24 protein-coding genes and 1 pseudogene are annotated in these 21,895 nt (G+C 53.1%); 12 read left to right on the top strand and 13 right to left on the bottom strand.

From position 1 onward, the window contains the following. Nucleotides 1–2 precede the first annotated feature (2 nt). From trpCF to yedF, 5 genes are all read left to right on the top strand, one after another. Entirely contained in the window at nt 3–1,361 is a 1,359-nt protein-coding gene (gene trpCF / locus AC2T6E_RS00615) for a bifunctional indole-3-glycerol-phosphate synthase TrpC/phosphoribosylanthranilate isomerase TrpF (RefSeq protein ID WP_458667028.1), read from the top strand. Nucleotides 1,362–1,371: 10 nt separating this feature from the next. Continuing rightward, a complete protein-coding gene (gene trpB / locus AC2T6E_RS00610; RefSeq protein WP_010431806.1) occupies nt 1,372–2,565 on the top strand; it encodes a tryptophan synthase subunit beta in 1,194 nt (397 codons plus the stop codon). Continuing rightward, nucleotides 2,565–3,374, top strand: coding sequence for a tryptophan synthase subunit alpha (trpA, locus tag AC2T6E_RS00605; RefSeq protein WP_042719119.1), 810 nt, complete (start codon nt 2,565–2,567; stop codon nt 3,372–3,374). Before trpB ends, trpA begins: the two co-directional genes overlap by 1 nt. A gap of 169 nt (nt 3,375–3,543) precedes the next feature. Next, nucleotides 3,544–4,755 carry a selenium metabolism membrane protein YedE/FdhT gene (gene yedE, locus AC2T6E_RS00600; protein ID WP_108417798.1) on the top strand — a complete coding sequence of 404 codons (1,212 nt, stop codon included), beginning with the start codon at nt 3,544–3,546 and terminating at the stop codon, nt 4,753–4,755. Beyond that, nucleotides 4,752–4,985 carry a sulfurtransferase-like selenium metabolism protein YedF gene (yedF, locus tag AC2T6E_RS00595; protein WP_003856774.1) on the top strand — a complete coding sequence of 78 codons (234 nt, stop codon included), beginning with the start codon at nt 4,752–4,754 and terminating at the stop codon, nt 4,983–4,985. The genes yedE and yedF overlap by 4 nt, the downstream gene beginning before the upstream one ends. Before the next feature lie 43 nt (nt 4,986–5,028). Here the strand turns inward: yedF and ompW are convergent, their stop codons facing one another. After that, the gene (gene ompW, locus AC2T6E_RS00590; protein ID WP_010433029.1) at nt 5,029–5,661 is read right to left on the bottom strand and encodes an outer membrane protein OmpW; all 633 of its coding nucleotides are present in this window, start codon (nt 5,659–5,661) and stop codon (nt 5,029–5,031) included. A 183-nt stretch (nt 5,662–5,844) separates the two neighbouring features. Between ompW and AC2T6E_RS00585 the strand changes: the two are divergent. The 4 genes and pseudogenes from AC2T6E_RS00585 to yciA all read left to right on the top strand — a co-directional run. Then, nucleotides 5,845–5,934 (top strand): annotated as a pseudogene (locus AC2T6E_RS00585) (YkgJ family cysteine cluster protein); the annotation flags it as partial. 25 nt (nt 5,935–5,959) lie between these two features. Then, entirely contained in the window at nt 5,960–6,703 is a 744-nt protein-coding gene (locus AC2T6E_RS00580) for a YciC family protein (RefSeq protein WP_042719117.1), read from the top strand. Nucleotides 6,704–6,716: 13 nt separating this feature from the next. Then, nucleotides 6,717–7,256 (top strand): septation protein A, encoded by a 540-nt coding sequence (locus tag AC2T6E_RS00575; protein ID WP_486690196.1) that lies wholly within the window; start codon nt 6,717–6,719, stop codon nt 7,254–7,256. A gap of 96 nt (nt 7,257–7,352) precedes the next feature. Beyond that, nucleotides 7,353–7,748, top strand: a complete 396-nt coding sequence (gene yciA / locus AC2T6E_RS00570; protein WP_089600589.1) for an acyl-CoA thioester hydrolase YciA — start codon at nt 7,353–7,355, stop codon at nt 7,746–7,748. Between the two features lie 36 nt (nt 7,749–7,784). On the opposite strand, the gene tonB is transcribed toward yciA, so the two are convergent. Further along, nucleotides 7,785–8,507, bottom strand: coding sequence for a TonB system transport protein TonB (gene tonB / locus AC2T6E_RS00565; RefSeq protein ID WP_486691170.1), 723 nt, complete (start codon nt 8,505–8,507; stop codon nt 7,785–7,787). Nucleotides 8,508–8,728: 221 nt separating this feature from the next. Between tonB and AC2T6E_RS00560 the strand changes: the two genes are divergently transcribed. After that, on the top strand, nt 8,729–9,025 hold the full coding sequence (locus AC2T6E_RS00560) for a YciI family protein (protein ID WP_089600585.1): 297 nt from the start codon (nt 8,729–8,731) through the stop codon (nt 9,023–9,025). 39 nt (nt 9,026–9,064) lie between these two features. Here AC2T6E_RS00560 and AC2T6E_RS00555 read toward each other — a convergent pair whose 3' ends face one another. Beyond that, nucleotides 9,065–10,018 carry a bifunctional helix-turn-helix transcriptional regulator/GNAT family N-acetyltransferase gene (locus AC2T6E_RS00555; RefSeq protein ID WP_486690193.1) on the bottom strand — a complete coding sequence of 318 codons (954 nt, stop codon included), beginning with the start codon at nt 10,016–10,018 and terminating at the stop codon, nt 9,065–9,067. Between the two features lie 430 nt (nt 10,019–10,448). Between AC2T6E_RS00555 and AC2T6E_RS00550 the strand changes: the two genes are divergently transcribed. Beyond that, a complete protein-coding gene (locus AC2T6E_RS00550; RefSeq protein ID WP_486690191.1) occupies nt 10,449–12,488 on the top strand; it encodes a hypothetical protein in 2,040 nt (679 codons plus the stop codon). A gap of 73 nt (nt 12,489–12,561) precedes the next feature. Here the strand turns inward: AC2T6E_RS00550 and AC2T6E_RS00545 are convergent, their stop codons facing one another. From AC2T6E_RS00545 to AC2T6E_RS00510, 8 genes are all read right to left on the bottom strand, one after another. Continuing rightward, a complete protein-coding gene (locus tag AC2T6E_RS00545) occupies nt 12,562–12,783 on the bottom strand; it encodes a DNA-binding transcriptional regulator (protein ID WP_180260804.1) in 222 nt (73 codons plus the stop codon). A gap of 76 nt (nt 12,784–12,859) precedes the next feature. Beyond that, nucleotides 12,860–14,029: a phage late control D family protein gene (locus tag AC2T6E_RS00540; RefSeq protein WP_486690188.1), complete on the bottom strand. Its 1,170-nt coding sequence runs from the start codon at nt 14,027–14,029 to the stop codon at nt 12,860–12,862. Beyond that, nucleotides 14,026–14,490, bottom strand: a complete 465-nt coding sequence (locus AC2T6E_RS00535) for a phage tail protein (protein ID WP_032658712.1) — start codon at nt 14,488–14,490, stop codon at nt 14,026–14,028. The genes AC2T6E_RS00540 and AC2T6E_RS00535 overlap by 4 nt, the downstream gene beginning before the upstream one ends. Before the next feature lie 13 nt (nt 14,491–14,503). Beyond that, nucleotides 14,504–16,951, bottom strand: a complete 2,448-nt coding sequence (locus AC2T6E_RS00530) for a phage tail tape measure protein (protein WP_486690185.1) — start codon at nt 16,949–16,951, stop codon at nt 14,504–14,506. Next, nucleotides 16,941–17,063, bottom strand: a complete 123-nt coding sequence (locus AC2T6E_RS00525; protein ID WP_032658721.1) for a GpE family phage tail protein — start codon at nt 17,061–17,063, stop codon at nt 16,941–16,943. Before AC2T6E_RS00525 ends, AC2T6E_RS00530 begins: the two co-directional genes overlap by 11 nt. Nucleotides 17,064–17,095: 32 nt before the next feature. After that, nucleotides 17,096–17,389 (bottom strand): phage tail assembly protein, encoded by a 294-nt coding sequence (locus tag AC2T6E_RS00520; protein WP_063214425.1) that lies wholly within the window; start codon nt 17,387–17,389, stop codon nt 17,096–17,098. 56 nt (nt 17,390–17,445) lie between these two features. After that, on the bottom strand, nt 17,446–17,964 hold the full coding sequence (locus AC2T6E_RS00515) for a phage major tail tube protein (protein ID WP_032666293.1): 519 nt from the start codon (nt 17,962–17,964) through the stop codon (nt 17,446–17,448). Between the two features lie 12 nt (nt 17,965–17,976). After that, nucleotides 17,977–19,170 carry a phage tail sheath protein gene (locus tag AC2T6E_RS00510; RefSeq protein ID WP_486690182.1) on the bottom strand — a complete coding sequence of 398 codons (1,194 nt, stop codon included), beginning with the start codon at nt 19,168–19,170 and terminating at the stop codon, nt 17,977–17,979. Nucleotides 19,171–19,397: 227 nt separating this feature from the next. Between AC2T6E_RS00510 and AC2T6E_RS00505 the strand changes: the two genes are divergently transcribed. Further along, entirely contained in the window at nt 19,398–19,520 is a 123-nt protein-coding gene (locus AC2T6E_RS00505) for a hypothetical protein (RefSeq protein ID WP_255303433.1), read from the top strand. Between the two features lie 23 nt (nt 19,521–19,543). On the opposite strand, the gene AC2T6E_RS00500 is transcribed toward AC2T6E_RS00505, so the two are convergent. Together AC2T6E_RS00500 and AC2T6E_RS00495 are read right to left on the bottom strand one after the other, a co-directional pair. Next, nucleotides 19,544–20,059 carry a tail fiber assembly protein gene (locus tag AC2T6E_RS00500; RefSeq protein ID WP_486690179.1) on the bottom strand — a complete coding sequence of 172 codons (516 nt, stop codon included), beginning with the start codon at nt 20,057–20,059 and terminating at the stop codon, nt 19,544–19,546. Nucleotides 20,060–20,061: 2 nt separating this feature from the next. After that, nucleotides 20,062–21,894 carry a tail fiber protein gene (locus AC2T6E_RS00495; protein WP_486690177.1) on the bottom strand — a complete coding sequence of 611 codons (1,833 nt, stop codon included), beginning with the start codon at nt 21,892–21,894 and terminating at the stop codon, nt 20,062–20,064. Nucleotide 21,895: the final 1 nt, after the last annotated feature.

The raw sequence follows: 21,895 nt of genomic DNA, 5'->3' as shown, positions 1-21,895 counted from the left end.
GAATGCAAACCGTTTTAGCGAAAATCGTTGCCGATAAGGCCATCTGGGTAGAAGCCCGCAAGCAACAGCAGCCGCTTGCCAGCTTCCAGAATGACGTCGTACCAAGCCAACGACGTTTCTATGATGCCCTGCAGGGTGCGCGCACCGCGTTTATTCTTGAGTGCAAAAAAGCGTCCCCGTCGAAAGGCGTTATTCGTGACGATTTTGACCCGGCGCGTATTGCCGGTATTTATAAGCATCATGCGTCCGCCATCTCCGTGCTGACGGATGAAAAATATTTCCAGGGCAGCTTCGATTTTCTGCCGATCGTCAGCGGCATCGCGCCGCAGCCGATCCTGTGCAAAGACTTTATTATCGATCCGTATCAGATCTGGCTGGCGCGTTTCTACCAGGCCGATGCCTGCCTGCTGATGCTCTCGGTGCTCGACGACGAGCAGTATCGCCAACTCTCCGCCGTCGCGCACAGCCTGAACATGGGCGTGCTGACCGAAGTGAGCAACGAAGAAGAGCTTGACCGCGCGATTGCGCTGGAAGCCAAAGTGGTCGGCATTAACAACCGCGATCTGCGCGACTTGTCCATTGACCTGAACCGCACGCGCCAGCTGGCACCGCGTCTCGGGTCTGGCGTCACGGTCATCAGCGAATCCGGCATTAACAGCTACGCCCAGGTGCGCGAGCTGAGCCACTTCGCTAACGGTTTCCTGATTGGCTCCGCCATGATGGAGCATGACGATCTCAACGCGGCTGTGCGTCGCGTGCTACTGGGTGAAAACAAAGTCTGCGGCTTAACCCGCGAACAGGATGCCCAGGCCGCGTACGAAGCCGGGGCGATTTATGGCGGGCTGATCTTTGTCGATTCGTCCCCTCGCGCGGTCAGCGAAGAGCAGGCGCGTAAGGTCATCTCAGCGGCTCCGCTCAGCTACGTGGGCGTTTTCCGCAATGCAGATATTGAAGACGTTGCGGCAAAAGCCGAGGCGTTATCCCTGAGCGCGGTGCAGCTTCACGGCAGCGAAGATCAGGCGTATATCGATGCCCTGCGCGCCGCGCTGGCGCCTCAGGTTCAGATTTGGAAAGCGCAAAGCGTCGGCGAGACCCTGCCCGCACGTAACCTGAACCATGTGGATAAATATGTGCTCGATAACGGCCAGGGCGGCACCGGCCAGCGTTTTGACTGGTCACTGCTGAGCGGCGAAAAGCTGGACAACGTCCTGCTGGCGGGCGGATTAAGCCCGGATAACTGCGTAGAAGCCGCGAAAACCGGCTGCGCAGGCCTCGATTTCAATTCAGGCGTAGAGTCCCAACCGGGTATTAAAGATGCCAACAAACTGGCCTCGGTTTTTAAAACTCTGCGTGCATATTAAGGAAGAGAAGATGACGACATTACTAAACCCGTATTTTGGTGAGTTCGGCGGGATGTACGTCCCGCAAATCCTGATGCCCGCGCTGCGCCAGCTGGAAGAAGCCTTTGTCAGCGCGCAGAAAGATCCGGCGTTTCAGGCGGAATTTACCGACCTGCTGAAGAATTACGCCGGTCGTCCGACCGCGCTGACCAAATGCCGCAACCTGACGGAAGGCACCAAAACCACGCTTTATCTGAAGCGTGAAGACCTGCTGCACGGCGGTGCGCATAAAACTAACCAGGTGCTGGGCCAGGCGCTGCTCGCGAAGCGTATGGGTAAAACCGAAATCATCGCTGAAACCGGCGCAGGTCAGCACGGCGTAGCCTCTGCGCTTGCCAGCGCCCTGCTCGGCCTGAAATGCCGAATCTATATGGGGGCGAAAGACGTTGAGCGTCAGTCTCCGAACGTCTTCCGTATGCGCCTGATGGGGGCAGAAGTGATCCCGGTACACAGCGGTTCCGCCACGCTGAAAGATGCCTGTAACGAAGCGCTGCGCGACTGGTCTGGCAGCTACGACACCGCGCACTACATGCTCGGCACAGCCGCAGGCCCGCACCCGTTCCCGACTATCGTACGCGAATTCCAGCGTATGATCGGTGAAGAGACCAAAGCGCAAATCCTCGAGAAAGAGGGTCGCCTGCCGGATGCGGTGATCGCCTGCGTTGGCGGCGGGTCTAACGCCATCGGCATGTTTGCTGATTTCATTGACGACACCAGCGTTGGTCTGATTGGCGTCGAGCCTGCCGGCCACGGGATTGAATCCGGTGAGCACGGCGCGCCGCTGAAGCATGGTCGCGTAGGGATCTACTTCGGAATGAAATCCCCGATGATGCAAACCGATGAGGGCCAGATTGAAGAGTCTTACTCTATTTCTGCCGGCCTTGACTTCCCGTCCGTTGGCCCACAGCATGCGTATCTGAACAGCACTGGCCGCGCGGACTATGTTTCCATTACCGATGACGAAGCGCTGGAAGCCTTTAAAACGCTGTGCCGCAGCGAAGGGATCATCCCGGCGCTGGAGTCTTCTCATGCCCTGGCGCATGCGCTGAAAATGATTAAAGAGAACCCGGAAAAAGAACAGCTGCTGGTGGTGAACCTTTCCGGTCGCGGTGACAAAGACATCTTCACCGTTCACGATATTCTGAAAGCACGAGGGGAAATCTGATGGAACGCTACGATAACGTATTTGCAGAGCTGAAGTCCCGCCAGGAAGGCGCGTTCGTTCCCTTCGTCACCCTGGGCGACCCGGGCCCGGAACAGTCCCTGAAGATTATCGACACCCTGATTGAAGCCGGTGCCGACGCGCTGGAGCTGGGTATTCCGTTCTCTGACCCGCTGGCGGATGGCCCGACCATCCAGAATGCGACGCTGCGCGCATTTGCCTCCGGCGTGACGCCAACCCAGTGTTTCGAGATGCTGGCGGCGATCCGCCAGAAGCACCCGACCATTCCGATCGGCCTGCTGATGTACGCCAACCTGGTCTTTAACCGCGGTATTGATGAGTTCTATGCCGAGTGCGCGCGCGTGGGCGTCGACTCCGTGCTGGTAGCAGACGTGCCGGTTGAGGAGTCTGCCCCATTCCGCCAGGCGGCGATGCGCCATAACGTTGCGCCGATTTTCATCTGCCCGCCGAACGCCGACGACGAACTGCTGCGCCAGATTGCTTCTTACGGACGCGGGTATACCTACCTGCTCTCCCGTGCGGGCGTGACCGGTGCCGAGAATAAAGCGGCGCTGCCGCTGCATCATCTGGTAGAGAAGCTGGCTGAATATCATGCCGCGCCTCCGTTGCAGGGCTTTGGTATTTCATCCCCGGATCAGGTTGCTGCAGCAATTGATGCGAAGGCCGCCGGGGCGATTTCAGGTTCCGCCATCGTAAAAATCATCGAGAAGAACGTGGATAAGCCAGAGCAGATGCTGGCCGAGCTCAAAACCTTCGTGACCGAGATGAAAGCGGCAACGCGTAAAGCATGATGCACTCCCCGTCTGGCGCAACTGCCAGACGGCTCCCCTTTTACCCCTGTCGAGTTACGTCAAAATTGATCGCGTCGATATTCTCGGTGCGAATGACTTTTCAAACCCTGCCGTAAGCGTATGATTCGGTTTCTTTCTGTTTATACCTTCTGAGTTCAGAGGCTTACACATGTCATGGCAACATTTCAAACAGGCTTACCTGGTTAAGTTCTGGTCACCTGTACCGGCCGTTATCGCGGCAGGTATTCTCTCTACTTATTATTTTGGCATTACCGGCACCTTCTGGGCCGTTACCGGGGAATTTACCCGCTGGGGCGGACAGCTGCTGCAGCTGGCGGGCATCCACGCTGAAGAGTGGGGCTACTTTAAGCTCATTCACCTGGACGGTACTCCGCTCACCCGCATTGACGGGATGATGATTATCGGGATGTTCGGCGGCTGCTTCGCGGCGGCGCTGTGGGCTAACAACGTGAAGCTGCGCATGCCGAAAAGCCGTATCCGCATCCTGCAGGCGGTAGCCGGTGGGATTATCGCAGGGTTTGGCGCGCGTCTGGCAATGGGCTGTAATCTGGCGGCGTTCTTCACCGGGATCCCACAGTTTTCGCTGCACGCCTGGTTTTTTGCCGTGGCAACCGCAATTGGCTCTTACTTTGGCGCAAAATTCACGCTTCTGCCGTTTTTCCGCATTCCGGTAAAAATGACCAAAGTTAGCGCCGCATCGCCATTAACGCAAAAACCCACTCAGGCCCGCCGCCGTTTTCGTCTGGGTATGCTGGTCTTTTTCGCCATGATCGCCTGGGCACTGTGTACTGCGCTGAATCAGCCAAAACTGGGGCTGGCAATGCTGTTCGGCGTTGGCTTTGGTTTGCTGATTGAGCGCGCGCAAATCTGCTTTACCTCGGCGTTTCGCGACATGTGGATCACTGGACGCACCATGATGGCCAAAGCCATTATTGCCGGGATGGCCGTGAGCGCGATCGGCATCTTCAGCTATGTTCAGCTTGGCGTCGAGCCGAAAATCATGTGGGCTGGCCCTAACGCGGTCATCGGCGGGCTGCTGTTTGGCTTTGGCATTGTGCTGGCAGGCGGCTGCGAGACCGGCTGGATGTATCGTGCCGTCGAAGGTCAGGTGCATTACTGGTGGGTGGGACTCGGGAATGTGATTGGCTCCACCCTCCTGGCCTATTACTGGGATGACGTGTCACCCGTACTGGCGACGAACTGGGACAAGGTTAATCTGCTGAACACCTTTGGCCCACTCGGTGGGCTCGTGGTGACCTATGCCCTGCTGCTGCTCGCCTTTTTACTGGTTATTGCACAGGAGAAACGCTTCTTCCGTCGTGCCACCGTCAAAACTGCAACGCAGGAGAATGCCGCATGAAAGAGATCGTGCCTGACTATCGCCTCGATATGGTGGGTGAACCTTGCCCTTACCCGGCTGTCGCCACGCTTGAGGCACTGCCGCAGCTTAAGAAAGGTGAAATTCTGGAAGTGGTGAGCGATTGCCCGCAGTCGATCAATAACATTCCGCTGGATGCCAAAAACCACGGCTATACCGTGCTCGATATTCAGCAGGATGGACCAACGATTCGTTATTTGATTCAGAAATAATCGATGACATGCGCCCTGAACAGGGCGCATTGAAGAGCACGCGTTAGAAACGATAGCCTGCTGAGAACATAAATACCCACGGATCCAGACGGGTATTGATGCTTTGCTGCTGGCCACCGGCTTTGAAACGAACGTCAGTATCAATGTCCATGTACCAGACTGAGGCGTTGATTAACCAGTCACGGTTAATCAGATAATCAAGACCTACCTGCCCCGCCATACCCCATGAGTCTTTCAGGCTAAGGTCAGTCAGACCAGCTTCTTTACCGGTATCGTTAAACTTCTCATCAAAGAAGGTCGTGTAGTTCACCCCCGCGCCAATGTACGGGCGCACCTTGCTGCTGGCATCACCAAAGTACCACTGCGCCATCAACGTCGGCGGCAGATGGTGCACCGTGGCGATATCGCCGGTCGGCCCAAGGCCAACGCGATGACGGAACGGCGTTGCGGCCAAAAGCTCAACGCCGATGTTTTCTGTCGCCATATAGGTAAAGGTCAAACCTAACTGGGTGTTATTGCTGACGTTAAAGCCGCCCATTCCCAGTACGCTATCGGAACCTTCAGTTGGGCGAACCGTTGCCGAACCGGCTCGAATAAAGAATTCACCTGCTTCATGCGCATACGCGCCACCAGAGAGACTGCTTAAGATAAGGGCTGCCACCGCTAATTTTTTCATATCCGCTCCATCGTTGTGGTTTTAAGTGCGGATGAGAATATACTCACAAAAGAGTATTAAGTGATCTATCACAGATCACATTAAAACCAGTAAGTTAACATTCATTGATCTGGGTTAATTTTTGATAATCAAACTTAACCCGCCAGGTGGGTTCTACATCAAATTTTAGTGATGAGCGAAAAATTACTGCCGCTTTACAAAGATATGCTTTTCCATACAAGCCTTGATGCTGCCACGGCACTCTTATCCGGTGTACAATTGCCGGCTAATTAACACCTGCAATACTCAAGGAGAGTGCATGTCTATCACGGCGAAGTCTGTCTACCGTGACACGGGAAATTTTTTCCGCAATCAGTTCATTACCTTTTTACTGATCGCGCTGCTATGCGCCTTTATCACGGTGGTGCTTGGTCATGCGTTCTCACCGAGTGAAGAACAGATTGCCAGCCTGAGCCAGGGCGACCATCTTGCCGGTAGCGTGGGGTTATTTGAACTGGTGCAAAACATGACGCCGGAGCAACAGCAAATCCTGCTGCGGGCGTCCGCGGCATCGACATTTTCAGGTTTGATCGGTAATGCTGTTCTGGCGGGCGGCGTGCTGCTAATGATTCAGCTCGTTTCAGCGGGTCATCGCGTCAGTGCCCTGCGCGCCATTGGCGCCAGCGCGCCAGTGCTCCCTAAGCTGTTCATCGTCATCTTTTTAACCACGTTGCTGGTACAAATGGGGATTATGCTGGTCGTGGTACCGGGTGTATTACTGGCTATCGTGCTCTCTTTCGCGCCGGTAATGATTGTGCAGGATAAGATGGGTATCTTTACTGCGATGCGCAGCAGCATCAGACTGGCGTGGGCGAACATGCGTCTGGTGGCACCGGCTGTGATCGGCTGGCTCCTTGCCAAAACGCTACTGTTATTATTTGCACCGAATTTTGCCGTGTTAACGCCGAACGTTGGTGCGGTCGTTGCTAATACGCTGAGCAACCTGATATCAGCAGTTCTGCTGGTCTACTTGTTCCGCCTGTATATGTTAATTCGTCAGTAATTGGGATCGTAGAATGAAGCAGTTTCTTGATTTTTTACCGCTGGTCGTCTTTTTTGCGTTTTACAAGCTGTACGACATTTATGCCGGAACGACGGCGCTGATTATTGCTACCGCTATCGTGCTGATTTACAGCTGGGTGCGTTACCGCAAAGTTGAAAAAATGGCGCTGATCACCTTCATTATGGTGGCTGTATTTGGTGGCCTGACGTTGTTCTTCCATAATGATGAATTCATCAAATGGAAGGTCACGGTGATTTACGCGCTGTTTGCAGGTGCGTTGTTGATCAGCCAGTGGGTAATGAAAAAGCCGTTGATCCAGCGCATGCTGGGCAAAGAGCTTACGCTGCCGCAAGAGGTGTGGTCCCGTCTGAATATCGCCTGGGCGGTGTTCTTTATTCTCTGCGGACTCGCCAATATCTACATTGCTTTCTGGCTACCGCAGAACATCTGGGTCAACTTTAAGGTCTTCGGGCTGACCGCGTTGACGCTTATCTTCACGCTGTTGAGCGGTGTTTATATCTATCGACACATGCCTCAGGACGACAAGCACTGATTCTCACGCCCGGAACATGCGCGTTCCGGGCTATTTTCTCCCGCTAAAAATCATAGTAGCATCCCGCCTGAAGTCTTCAGTTACGAGTTTAAAACAATGACAACAAATGACGCCCCTCAGGGCGAACTGGTTTTACGCACACTGGCAATGCCTGCGGACACGAATGCCAATGGCGATATTTTCGGCGGCTGGCTAATGTCGCAGATGGATATGGGTGGGGCAATTTTAGCAAAAGAGATTGCGCACGGGCGGGTGGTGACTGTCCGGGTGGACGGCATGACCTTCCTGCGCCCGGTCGCGGTGGGGGATGTGGTGTGCTGTTACGCGCGCTGCGTGAAACGCGGCAACACGTCAATTTCCATCAACATTGAAGTATGGGTGAAAAAGGTCTCTTCCGAACCGATTGGACAGCGTTACAAAGCCACGGAAGCGCTGTTTATTTATGTGGCGGTCGATAACGCGGGTAAACCGCGTCAGCTCCCTCAAACCTGATTGTCAGACAAAAAAGCCTCCTTGCGGAGGCTTTTTTCATTCCATCTGCGCCCCGCCGTTCAGGCGGAAAACAATATTCACTATCAATCCACTGCCCGGCTTACCGGCTTCATAGCGCCATTTACGCATCGCTGCCTTTACATCACGCTCAAACATATTTGAGGGCTGCGCAGAGAGGATTTGCACATTGTCAACGCGGCCATCTGAGGTCACGTCAAACTTCACCCGCACGCGCCCTTCAATACGGAGCGCCTGAGCACGCGCCGGATAGGTAGGCTGGTTGCGGCTGAGCGCCCTTGGCCCCGCAGGCGCTGTAACGGTCGGCTTCGTGGTCGTTGCGGTGTTGTTCATCACCGGACGCGAAGGCGCAGTATTCTCTACCGGCTGCGTTGGCCGCGTCTCGACAGGGCGCACTTCGCGTTTCGGACGCTCTTCGACTTTCTTCACCGGTTTTGGCTTCGGCTTAGGTTTCGGCTTAGGCTCCGGTTTGTGGATCACCACCGGCACTTCCTTCGGGGGTTCCGGGACAGGCTCGGGTTCAGGTTCAGGTTCCACAACCGGCTGTGGCGGCGGAGGCGCAACCTGCGGCGGCTCAAGATCCGCTGGCGAAACCATGGTCACGGAAATTGGCTGCGCGGGCGCTGGCATTTCAATAACCTGATGAACCGAGGTATAGAGTAAACCCGCCACAACGGCACCGTGAATCACGACAGAAAGCAGCGTCGGCCAGGGAAAGCGGCGAGGTAAATCAAGGGTCATCGAAGTCATAATCATCAACGTTAAAAAACCGAACCCTGATTTTAAATGCAAATAGCAATCATATTCAATAAGACACTTTGTCTAAGCGCAATTAAAGCGCAAGAGCGGTGAAAAAAGGGGCATTTAGATCAGGGTTTTAACATTGTTTTTATCTTTACATTGCAGTCATTTGCCCTTTCACATAACGTAACTGGCACTTTTAATGGTTAAGGAGCTTCGCCGTGCTTTATGTGATTTACTCTGAAGATGTCGCTGAATCCCTGGAAAAACGCCAGTCTGTTCGCCCTGCCCACCTGGCACGCCTACAGCTGCTGCAGGATGAAGGCCGCTTATTGACCGCGGGGCCTATGCCTGCGGTAGACAGCAACGATCCTGGCGCCGCGGGTTTTTCTGGCTCGACGGTCATTGCCGAGTTTGAATCTCTGGAAGCGGCAACCGCCTGGGCTGACGCCGATCCGTATGTGGCTGCCGGTGTGTACGAAAAAGTCACGGTGCGCCCGTACAAAAAAGTCTTTTGATGCCTCAAGGCTCCGCAAGGAGCCTTTTTTATCGCACCGTTAAACCTGTTTGAACCGGGTGAACTGCTGCTCAATGATACGACTGCCCCACTGATCGCCCTCCCACTCTTTCGCTAGCGTAAAGCCAAAGGATTCGTACAGGCGTCGGGCAGCGGTCAATTTATTGAACGTCCAGAGATGCACGGCAGAAAAGCCCTCGCTGTCGCAAAACGTCATGGCCTCGCTCAACAGTTTTTTGCCAACCCCATGACCCCGGCAGCCATCGTCCAGAATAAACCAGCGCAGATGCGCCTCACCCGGCTCTAAATCTTCGCCGTCAATGGCGACAGATCCTACAATTCTGCCGTTCATCACAGCCAGCCAAACCTGGTTGCACGGCTTATCAAGTCGTCCGCTAAATTCAGCAAGCCCCGCAGCAACTTTGGCTTCGAAGAAGCTGCCAAAGTTATGCTCGCGTGCGTAATAGCTGCCGTGCATTTCCGCGATGCGGCCAATCATGCCGGGACGGTAGCCTGCGACAATCACTGGGGCCGTAGGCTGTCGCTCAGCGCCGCTCTCCCGGCAGGCCAGCAGCGCGTTGGCATAGAGCGACAGTCCCTGAGAGATGGTTTCCTGCTGTATGGGATCCAGTGATTGTATCGCTGAAATAACCCGCTCGCTCCCGTAGGCATTAATCTGCTCAACGGTCTTGCGCCCCTTTGCTGTCAGCCGGAGACTTTTGGCACGGGCATCTTGCGCAGAAACCCCCTCCTCCAGTTCGCCTGCGGAAATAAGGCGCGACAGCATCCGGCTAACGCTGGATTTTTCCAGACCCAACAGTTGCACCAGTTGACCTGCGGTCATCTCTTTATGCAGCTCAATTTCCACGAGGGTGTGTACGGCCGAGGGCGAGTAATGGGTAGAGGCCAGCGTGGAGGCCATAAAGCCCAGCTCTCTGACCATCAGACGTGACGCAACGCGAATGTCGCTAACTACAGGGGGTTCAGTATGCATTATTTTCTCCGTCATTTAGTTGTACTATACAACTAAATGACAGAGCATTGTCAAGGGTATCAAAAAGGCTCCCTCAGGAGACTTTTTAAACGCTTCAACCCAATGAAATAAAAGGATTTATTTCATAAAGTGTCCACATATTGACCACATCGATACTTGAAGCCCAGTTTTTGCGGGCTTCTAACAACTTTTGAATACCAGATTCTTCGTTTATATATTTGAAGTTAAACCCACTTAAGTTAGTAGGTAGTAGTTGCCGAGCAAACATAAGGCGCGTAAAATAGATCTTTTAAAATTTATATTTTATAGATTGCTTCAGCAGTAAGATATTTAATTTAAAATTAAAATTTTATTAAGATTAATTATGGTACATGTTGTCAATCGTCATAATTAGCAACCCCCACACGAATTCATCTGAGAAAAAATAGACATGTCCTCAAATACAATTAACACCTTTACCGAGAAAGTTATAAAAAACAAAATTAAAGCCCCAACTCGAGCTGATTTCTCTTTAGATAAATGGGAAAAAGAATGGGAGAAAATTGCGTCCACAGCCTCAGAAAGAGACAAGACAGTCTATACCACAGGCATTATAATTAATAGTCTCCTGAATGAGGTTAGAGAAAAGCTGGCCGCAAATTACCAGCGCGCTCCTAAAACTTCATATGAAAAACTATTACTTTCTTATGTAGCCATTTCTAACAGGACTACATCTGTTGCATTAAAGTTAGCTATGAACTCGCAAGTTTCAAATGCACAATCAATTTTACTAAAGTCGAGCATCGCAGGAAATGAGCTAGGTCTGGGTGAAATTTTTCATGGAGCAGTGGATGGAGTCCAATTAGCAATAAGAGAATGCATAAGCAACATGGAGAAGGGAAATAAAATCACAACGTCTATTCAACCAATTGAAGAAATGTCATTTATTCAACAAGAACACATGCTATCCCAACTTTATTGGACATACACACATTTTTGGCAGTGCATAATCTGGTCAAACTATGAGTTGATTGAGGTTGATCGTGATGCGAAGCATTTCATAATTAAACAACCAAACAATAAATATGAAACTGCATTTCTTACAAGTGCAAATCGAAAAGAAAGAATCGCGGGTCAAAGCGTCATAACAGCTCGAGAAAAACGCGTACAAGCCTTGTTTAAAAACGATAAATACATAGTTATAAGAAAAGAAAATAAAAAACGCACTGCGGTAACTTTACCGATCCTCAATGCAGACGAGGGATTATTGATTTCGAATACGCTTTGGAGACTCCGGGAAAATGAACTTAAATCTTATCTTCCTGAACCATGGTTAAATGATAATTTTGGACAAGATTTTTGCTTAACTGAAGCATTAGAAGTTATGAGGTGTTTAATGTTGATGGCTTACGATACAAGTCACAAGTACCCAGACGACGACAGCGCCCAGAACGTCAACAAATTAAGAGAGTTTTGCCCAACTGTACAAGCAACTTCATTAGAACGTGCTTTATGTGATGCAACAGGAATTGAAGCACACAAAATATCAAAAATTACAGAATTTCTTACATCTAAACCATCACCCACCAATGATTTATGGTGCCAACCCTTAATCAAAGTTAGTAATAATAAATTTGCAATAATTGTGAGTGCATTAACTTCTCCTGTGCTACTTAGAATAGTCGAACACTGGGTTGATACTTTCAAAATAGATCTAGGTGAAAAAGGATACATTTATGAAAAAAAAATTATAGAGAAATTTAACAACTCTCTCAAAGGCAATCAACTTATTCTCGACTACAACGATGCCATATCAAAAAGAATGAAAATAAATGGTAGTGAGGAAGAAATTGATTTATTAGCAAGAATTGATGACATGATTATTATTGGCGAAGCTAAGTCAATAGTAACTACAGACTCTGCAATCTCAAAATATCGAACATCCGAAGTTCTCCAGCACGCAGGAGAGCAAATTGTCAGAAAAACAAAATTCCTTGAAGAAAACCTCGAGGCTATATTTGAAAGACTAAACTGGCAGTATGATACTAACAAAAAATACAATATTGCTCAATGTATATTGAACAGCAGTAGCATTTTTGTTGGCCATGAATTTGAGGGAATACCTGTAATTGACGAAAAAATACTTTGTTCTTACTTCACCTCTAACAAAATGAGGTTAATGACTGTCGCCTCACAAAACGAATTAAAAACGATAGCTTGGTATAAGCTATATGATAATATTGATGAGTTAAAATCCAATTTTAAAAAATACATCTCCACACCACCTCAACTCAATGAAAACATTGACTCTTATGAATATAATCAAATAAAAATCCCAATCATCACTAACGATTCTTTCAAAATAGAGAAGTCTTACCTTGTACTTAAGCAAACAGGTCCATTATCTGTAATGGACAGAAATCATCTATTCCCAGTCATAAAATCTGACGACTATGAAACCCAAGCAAAGCTAGTTCACCATACTTTTTAGAATAAATAAGCATTGATACGCATCTGTTTATAATCAGTTTAATTAAGCCCCCTTAATTAAGGGGCTTAGACTTTTACATCCAATTGATTTGCTGCTGTCCTGAAGATGTCGGATGAGGCGGCGCTGGCACTACAACCCCCGGTGATACGATAAAGCGCTCGACCGTTTCTGTGGTCACAAACGTCGCGCTGCAGTTGATGTTTGTGCACTGGTGATACCGCTCTTTGGTCGTGTCAGTAAAATAGCGACTTGTGCGGGCGTGAGCGGCGAAATGGCATTTTGGACAGTGAAACATGGCGAGCACCTCATTTAATTTCCGATGCGTTAATTTTACTCACTTTATTCTTATATAACAAACAGTTAAAGATATATCACTGCGTTAATTCTTCGCTTTCGTACTCCACATCCGAAACCTTAACCTCAAGCTCTAAGCCCGTTGTGTAGCCGTTCCCGTTGAGGTTATGCACCACCCGGCTGATTATCCACGCCTGATCATCTATGACGCGCTTAAACCCTTTCACCGCGATCGGCGTTTCAGGAAATAAATCTGCCCGGCCAATCGCCAGCGAGATTGTAAACTCCGCAACGCCGCGCTGCAGTTTGTCCCACTTCGCCTGAGCGGCGCGCATGGCCTGCGCCTTAGTCGCGTAGATGGTCGTTAGCTCCAGCACGTTGTCAGCCTCACCGGCCATGTACTCACCCTCGCGCGCTTCCTGCTCTTTTTTGGCTTTTGCCTTTGCCGTGGTTTTGGTCGCTTTCGGATGCTGCAGCGCGCGCAGGTGCTGTACCTTTGGTTTGCGTTTGAGCTTCACCTTTTGCTTTTGCGGCTTCGGGTCTTTGGTGTGCAGCCATTTTGCCGTGACGCCGGTGTAGGCTTCCCGGTCAGCGATGGCGAACTGATGCCGGTCGCCGTCGCCTCGCTCTACGGTCATTTGCGGGATAGGCTTACCACTGGCCGTCACCGCACTACCGGCTTTCAGGAATAACAATTTCCCAAACTTCACCGCGACAGATGCGCCGTTGCGCTCCGCCAGCCTCGCCAGAAATACCGCGTCAGATTCCTGCGTCTGGTCAATGTGAGGCACGGAGATCGCTTTCAGCGTATCCGCCACGCTGGCCGTCAGCTTGTTGCGTGCAGCGATGGTCTCCACAATGACCCCGAGCGTGGTGTCATGCCATGACTGTTCCCGGCGTGAATTAAGCGACCCGCGAAAATCAGCGCTGCGCCCCCGGATGGTGAGCGTATCAGGCTCGCCCCGGTGCTCGATTTCATCGACCGTGAAACTCCCTTTATTCAGCAAGGCGGATCCCTGCCAGCCTAACCACAGCGTCAGCTTTGCACCGCGCGGCGGCAACTCGACAAGCCCGTCGCTGTCATCGAGCTCGATGTCGAGCTGGTCGGCTTCGAATCCGCGGTTGTCCGTCATGGTCAGGCTGATTAGCCGGTCGCTGAAATTCTGCGTGATATCATCGCCATCGAGCGTCAGCATAAACGCCGGGGCAATCTGCGCCCCGGCCTGAATATTCATACCCGTAATCATCCCGCCAGCCCTCCCAGCCAGTTACCGGCAGACGTCACCAGATTGTCGGCCTGCGTTTTCAGGTCGCCGTAAATCGCCGCGAGCGACTCATCGACCCGTTTCAGCGAGAGGCTAAACTCGATTTTTCTGGCCGCGCCGTCACTGAATAATTCGCTGTGCGTGTGGGTCACTTTATCGATGACATACATGCCGTGGATCATGCCCGTTCCGTCAATCAGCGGCCACGCCCTGCCCTCGTCGGCCATCAGCTCGATGGCGGTCAGTGAGAGGCGACCGCCGGTGATTTCGGGGTAAAGCACGCCCGAGAGCGTACGCGAGGTTTCCCCCTCCCCGAGAAACTGATAGGCCGGTGGTTTGCCGATGCGGTCGTTAGACGCCCAGCGGTAGTCCTTCGAATACTGCATCGACTGATGCGGCAGCGTTCGGCGCTCAAATACAAATAAACCCAGTACCATTAACATGCTCTAGCCCTCATCAGTCATGGCGCATACTTGAGCGCTGGCGCGCACGATTTTCCCGGTCGAGTTTATCGACGGCCTCCCTGAGCTGGCGGTCGAGGTCACTGCCCGGGGCGACGCCCCCCTGTAAAGTGATGTGATATTCAGGTTTGCTCTGGTCAACATAGGTCTTTCCGGCAGGAACCGTCACCGGCTGATATGCCTGATAACCCCCATAGACAGACGTTGCCGGGATATAAGACCCATTTTGCGACCCGGTGGCGGCATTAGCTTTTGCGGCCTTCTGGTCGAGATCGCTCGATTCTTTATTGATAACCCCGAGCTTTTCCAGCAGCCAGTTAACGCCGGTGCGCAAGGTATTAAAGCTTTTGAGCGGTAACATCAGCGCATCGGCCAGCGCTTTACCAAACGCCACCCCGACATTTTTGCAGCGGTCGAGCGTTTCCTGCGTCGCTTTAACCGGCGCTATCAGGTCAGTGAACCACTGCCAGACCCCGCGCAGTTTTTCGATGATGGAGTCAAACACCGGCGCGAGCGGGGCAAAGATTTCAGCCACCGGCGCAAAGGCCGCTTTAAGCCCCTCCACCACGCCTGAGAAGAAAGCGCTGATGGGTTCCCAGTATTTACGGATGAGCAGCGCACCGGCCACCACGGCAGCGACCACCGCGACCACCGGCAGACTGATTGCCCCTAATGCTGCGATAATGGCACTTCCGGCAGTAGTGAAAACGACGCTCAGCATGCCAGCAGCAGCGATAATCGCGTTTATTCCTGCGATGACAGGCCATGCAATCAGACCAATCCCGCCGAGCACCCCAACCAGCACCAGCCCACCGGCGACAAGGTTAAACAGGGTTTGCGTCAGTTCAGGGTTAGCTTTCGCCCACGCGGCCACCTTGCCGAGCCAGTTGGTCGCGGAAACCGTCAGGCGACGCAGTGCTGAGTCTTCTTTTTCGAAAACCTCAATCTGCAGGTCTTCCCATGCTGACTGCAGGTTTTTCAGATCGCCGTCGAGGTTATCCGTTTGTATTTTCGCAATGCGCTCGGTCGTGCCTTTTGAGTCGCGGATTTGCTGGCGCTTGTTATCGAGCGAGCCATCACCGGCAGCGGCGACGAGTTTAATCGCCCCCTTCATGGCCTCCTCACCAAAGATGACTTTCAGATATTCGCCCTGCTCCGCGGTGCCGAGCTTGTTTTTCGCAAAGGACTTGTGAATATCTTTGAGGATTTTCTCGACCGGCAGCATGTTCCCTTTGCCGTCGCGGGTTTTCACGCCTAATTCTGAAATGGCCTCAACGGCCTTACCCATAGGAGCCTGCAGACGGTTGAAAATGGCACTCGCGCCCGTCCCGGCCATCGAGCCTTTAATCCCGTTATCAGCCAGAATGCCGAGCATGGCGGTCGTGTCTTCGATGCTCGCACCTGCAGCCTCAGCAATTGGCGCGACATATTTCATCGCCTCGCCAAGCTCGACGAGGCCGGTGTTTGATGACGTAAAGCCTTTCGTCATCACATCCGCGACGCGCTCAATCTCGGTGGTCGGCAGGTTAAATGCCGACTGCATGTTAGTGATAATGTCGGCGGCTTCTGCGATATCCACATCGGCCGCGAGGCTCAGGTTTACGGTCGAACCGGTCGCAGCCAGCACGTCATCGGCGTTATAGCCCGAGCGTGCGAGCGTGGTCTGCGTGCGCGCTACATCACCCGGCGAAAAGGCGGTTGTCGCACCGATATCTCGCGCCTGTTGACGAATGGCCGCGAGCTTATCGTCGCCCTTATCGAGCCCGAGGATCGCCTGCGTGCCTGACATCTGCTTATCAAAACCGATACCCGGCGCAATAAAGCGTGACGCACCATAAAGCCCGGCGGTCGCCACCCCGACACCCACCATCCCGGCATTACGCGCACCGGCTGCGAGCTGTTGCCCGGATTCATAGCGGCTTTTTACCGCGCTGAGTCTGGCCTGTTGCTGACTGACGCGCGCCAGTGCATCACGTTGCCGGTTAAGTTGCGCGGTTGTTTCGCTGATGCTGGATTTCAGACGGCGCTCATCCGCCGACAGCGTGCGGGTGTTTATGCCAGCCTGCGCGAGCTCAGTGCGCTGGCGCTGTACCGACTGCCTGAGCCCGTTATATTTGAGCTGCAGGTCAGCGGCGGATTTCTTTGCCGCCTCCATCGCGCGCGCCTGCGCGGCTGTGGGGTTCTGCGTGTTTTTAAACTGGACGGCCAGCGCTGCAGCCTCCTGTTTAGCTTTGTTAAGCGACTGACCGGTCACGGCAAGCTGTGCGCTCGCTTTCCTGAATCCGTCAATTCGGGACGCCTGCGCATTCAGATCGCGCAGGGTATTTTGAGAAGTGCGGATATCGCCAGCAAGGGATTTACTGGCGTTCTGGATAGCTTTGAGCGGTCGGCTTGCCCGGTCTACTGCGTTAAGCAGCACCTCAAGTCTGACGTTATTGCTCATGGTGGTTTCCGCTTCGCTGCAGCGCCTTATCGCGCCATGTGATGAGCTCGGTCACGCTCAGGGAATTCAGCTCTGATGGCGGCCAGTGAAAAATCACCGCGATATCCGCCATCAGGTCATCGACCGAAAGGTTATCGGGGAACGTCAGCGAGCCGAAGATGGCGACAAAAAACCGACCACCTTACCGGCGAACAAAATCAGGTCTGACGCTTCCAGACGCGTAACCTCATGCTCGGTGAGCGCCGGGTAAGTCATGCGCGGCAGCACCTTAATCAGCGCATCGACGTCAGAATTTGCCAGCGAGGCCAGACTCACACCGCGCAGGGTTCCCGCGTTGGGTTTTGTAACGGTCACCTGTTCGATTTTCTGCTCACCGCGCATGACAGGGTTATCGAGGATCACAATGTTTGAGTTTTCGGTTTCGTTGATGTTTTCCATGATGTTGGTCTCGTCAAAGTTAAGTGACCGGCCAGCCTGACTGACCGGTTAAGGGGTTACAGGCCGATGGCCTTACGGTGCTCCGCCAGACGGTCGACGCCGTCGACTTTCATCACCATGTTGATGACGTCAATCTCGATGACCTCTTTGCCGTCAATCGTGAGCTGGTAGTAAGTGCACTCGGTCGAGATTTTGGTCGTGCCGCTTTCGCCCTGTTTGTTTTCGCCGCCGTCATACTCTTTATGACGGCCACGCATGACCACCTCAACGGCAGAAATTGCGCCGGTGTCATCGCGCTGGTATGAGCCGGTAAAACGCAGCGGGACGGTGTCCGCACCCGGTGACGCATACTGCGCCCACAGCTCGACGTCAGGCAGACCGCCCAGCGTCCACTCAAGCGACAGCGCATCGTCATCGAGGCCAAGGTCAATCGACACCGAGCCCGGCATCCCGCCGCCACGGTATTTCTCAAGCTTGCGGGTCAGCTTTGGCAGGGTGACGGATTCAACGACGCCCATGTAGCTGAGACCGTCGTTAAACATGTTCAGGTATTTCAGTTTGCGTGGTAACGCCATGCTCTGGGCTCCTTAGCTGTTGACCGAGTCTGACAGGTTCGCCAGATAGGTATCGGTGATGCGCTGGCGCAGGGTCAGGTTTTCCAGCGGCGGGACGGGGGTGTAGTCGTAATCGATATACAGTTTCCCCGCCTTGAGCGTTTCCACGCTGTTTGACTCCGGGTCGTACCAGCAGGAGCCGTCAACGATATAACCGTTGTTTTTCAGCTCGCGGAATTTCGCATTCATACCGGCGACGATGTCGCGGATAAGCGTTGCGGTGACGGGTTTATCAATCGCCCACGCGTGCGCCTCCGCCATCGTGTCGGCAAGTACCTGCGCCGTGCGGGTGTAGTTTTCAAACATGAAAAGCGGATCATCTGAGCAGGTACAGTTGCCCCAGAATTTAAAGCCGTCGTTACGAATAAGCGTGGTGACACCGGCCTGATTAAGCAGGTTTGCGTCGGTGGCTTTCTCCTGCAAATCCCACGAGACCGAGGCGCTGACGCCGGTGACGCCATTCACGCCGACGTTAGACAGCGTTTTGTGCCAGCCGGTCTCCTGGTCGATTTTGGCACGCAGGCCGAGCGCGCGGGCGGTCGCCCATGCAATATCGGTATCGTTCGCCGTGGTGTCCCATGCCAGAAAATCAGGGTGAATGACCATCAACTCGCGCTGGCTGAAATTCTCGCGGTAGGCAATGGCTTCAGAAATGGTTTTGCAGCCCCATGCGCTGATATAGCCAAACGCGCGCAGGCTCTGACAGGTTGCCGCGAGCGCGGTCGCCACTTCCTGAGAATCCAGCCCCGGCACGCCGAGAATGCGCGGTTTAACGCCGGTGACGGTTTTTGCAGCCAGCAGCGCCTTAAGCCCGGTGTATTTGCCGTTTTCGTCAGTCGTGCCGATGATGTTGGAAATGGTCTCTTTCTGCGCCGCTTCCGGGTCTTCCGGGTCGTCGATACCTTCGGCAACGCGCACAACCACAACGACCGGCTTGCACTGGTCGGCAATGGCCTGCAGGGATTTTGACAGGGTGCCAAGTTTACCGGCCTTACCGATAGCGTTCTGCACGCTGGTAATCAGCACCGGCTCATTAAGCGGGAATGTTACGTCGTCAGCATCGCTGGCCGTGCAGACCATGCCGATGATGGCCGTCGAGACGGTGGAAATGGTGCGCGTGCCATCGTTAATCTCGATGACCTCGACGCCGTGATGATAGTCGCTCATCCGTATAACTCCGTGGTTAAGGGGTGCAACTATTTTCTGTTGTGCACGAGGTGTGCGAAACGTAATGCCGTTGGAGGAGTGACAGCACAACGGGCAGCGAGCGGCCGGGGCGTGCGGAAAGATGATTGATCGTTTTCAGCGATCAATCAGGGGGAATTGATCGCCGATAACCATTATCAATGAAGGGATATTGTCGCTATCGTTGCGCCATTAACGAGGGAGCGAGAATGACGATTTTACTCTGGATTGTTGGTGGTCTGACTGCATGGTGTCTCTTTGGCTTTTGCTGGCTCAGACTGTTTGCCGGTGATGAAACAGAAAATGACTATGAAGAATGCCCCTACGACTAAACCCGCTTAACGCGGGTTTTTTATTAGCTTTTCGAGGGTGGCTCAGGCCATGCAATATCTTCGGGCTTACTGGTATCAACCCTGTATAGTAATACCCGGTATCTCTTCCACGCCGATAAACTGGCCTTTTCAGCATCAGTAGCCATCGACTCATCGACGGCACCCTGCAGAACGGAAATGGTGAGCCCCGCATCCTCAATGAGCTGCTTTTGTGTTTGTTCGGCAAGCGTTGCCGCATCAGGCCGGATATCATAAAAAACGCCGTCCGCGTATTTGAAATTCCCTGACACATCATCTGGCACGTTCAGGGGCTCGACCTCATAGACATCGCGCCCTTCCTCCATACCCATATACGAAACATCCTTTTCATAAGCGATGACAATCCCGTCATCATCCAGAGAGACCGCGCCTTTCCAGCCCGTTAAGGTTTCATACCAGTCCCGGCCATGCACATCCTGAAAATAGAGTCCGGTACGCATTACGCCGTTTATTTCAGCATGTTCATATTTATAAATAACTGGATTAATAAACGTATCCATATCTAATCCCCAAGGTTAACCCATGCGCCAGTTTGTTTATTCAGATACTGCATTTGACGGAAATAAACACCGAGTTTTCGGCCATCACTTCTGCCGTTCATTTGAATTCCCGTCACTACGCAGCCAGCAGGTGATTCCCAGTTATCAAACCATGTATCAGTCGGGTTTCGGATTTGCTGACCACCCCGGCGGATACCGTTGACAATCCCATATCGCGCATCACATTCGGCTTTCGTGTAAGCGCCTACATTACCTGCAGGGATCGCGATATTTGCCGTGCCGTTAAATGACACGCCTGCAATAGTGCGTGCGGTTTGTAATCTGGTTGCACTGGCTGCATTACCTGTCGTGCTCTGGTTCCCGCCAGTATTCACCCCCGGTAAATTAATGTTCGCCGTTCCGTCAAAGGCAACGCCACCAATCGTGCGCGCGGTCTGTAGTTTGGTTGCAGTGGCCGCATTACCTGTCGTGCTCTGGTTCCCGCCGGTATTCACCCCCGGCAAATTAATGTTCGCCGTTCCGTCAAAGGCTACGCCACCAATCGTGCGTGACGTCTGTAATTTAGTGGCTGATACTGCGTTACCATTACTGGCTAGTGCTCCTATATCTGCAGGAGTGGGTTTATTGGCCGCGTCATACTGCTTTATCCAGGCTGTCCACGTTCCGCTATATAACGAGCGGATGTAGGCGCGAGAACTGTTATAGAGACGGTAAATCTGCGTAATACCTGCATGTTTATAAACCTCAAGTGAGCCTGCAGCAGTCTCAGGGTAGTTTTTCCCGGTTTGCGCCTGCGCGTTTGCTGGCTGGTAATACAGCCCCGGCGTGCTGTAGGCGTTTAAGTCCTCAGCATTACCAATCCCCACAGCCTGACCGTTAAAGATATCCTGCGCGGTAATATTGATATCGGCACTCAGCGCCCGGCCATTGACCTTACGCCCTGACGGTACCCGCCCGTTAGCATTGTCGTTTGCGTCTTTAACGGCTTTCGGCGTCGCTGCCAGCGCCTCAGACGTGCTGTCGGTCGCGCTGCTGAGCTGGACGATACCCTTTTGCGCCGTGGTGGCGTCCTGAGCCGTGTACTTACCTTTCGCAAGGTCATACGCCGCCTTAACCGCTTTCGGCGTCGCTGCGACGCTCTCAGACGTGCTGTCTGTCGCACTGCTGAGCTGGACGATACCCTTTTGCGCCGTGGTGGCGTCCTGAGCCGTGTATTTCCCTTTCGCAAGGTCATACGCCGTCTTAACCGCTTTCGGTGTCGCTGCGACGCTCTCTGACGCGCTGTCGGTCGCGCTGCTTAGCTGAGTAAAGCCCTTTGCGGTGAGCGTGGCGTCAGGATGGCGGCGGGACTGCTCATGCTCCGCGAGCCTGTCGTCGACGTAGTCCTGCGTTGCCATCACCGTTGTGGTATCAATCGTCAGCTCGACTGACTCGATGTCGCTCACCATGATAACCATACGCACGGTCTGCGCGCGGCCTGACCCCTCCGCCAGCGCTGGCTTGTAGCTTTCGGCCATATTGCCGACCGCAATCAGCGTGCCGGTGTCATCATAGAGCCCGAGCTCTCGCATCCAGAAACCGCCGTTCTCCGGCGGGATAAGCAGCTCCGCCACGACATAATTTTTATTCTTTTTGTCCTGGCTGATTTTGTTCAGCGCGTGACGCCAGACCTCTTTAACGAGTTTTGTCTGGTTCGGGTCAGGCACCGGCAGCGTGCCGCTACCGTCACCCACGGCCATCGCCGTCAGGTTCACCTTTTTCCCGTTCGGGAGGGTCGCTGCAGCCAGTTTGATTGCACCGGCTTTGGTGATGACCGTTTTGTATTTCACTGTCATT

It is taken from the genome of Enterobacter sp. B79-1 (genome assembly GCF_057444735.1).
This window is presented reverse-complemented; position numbering and strand designations above follow the sequence as displayed.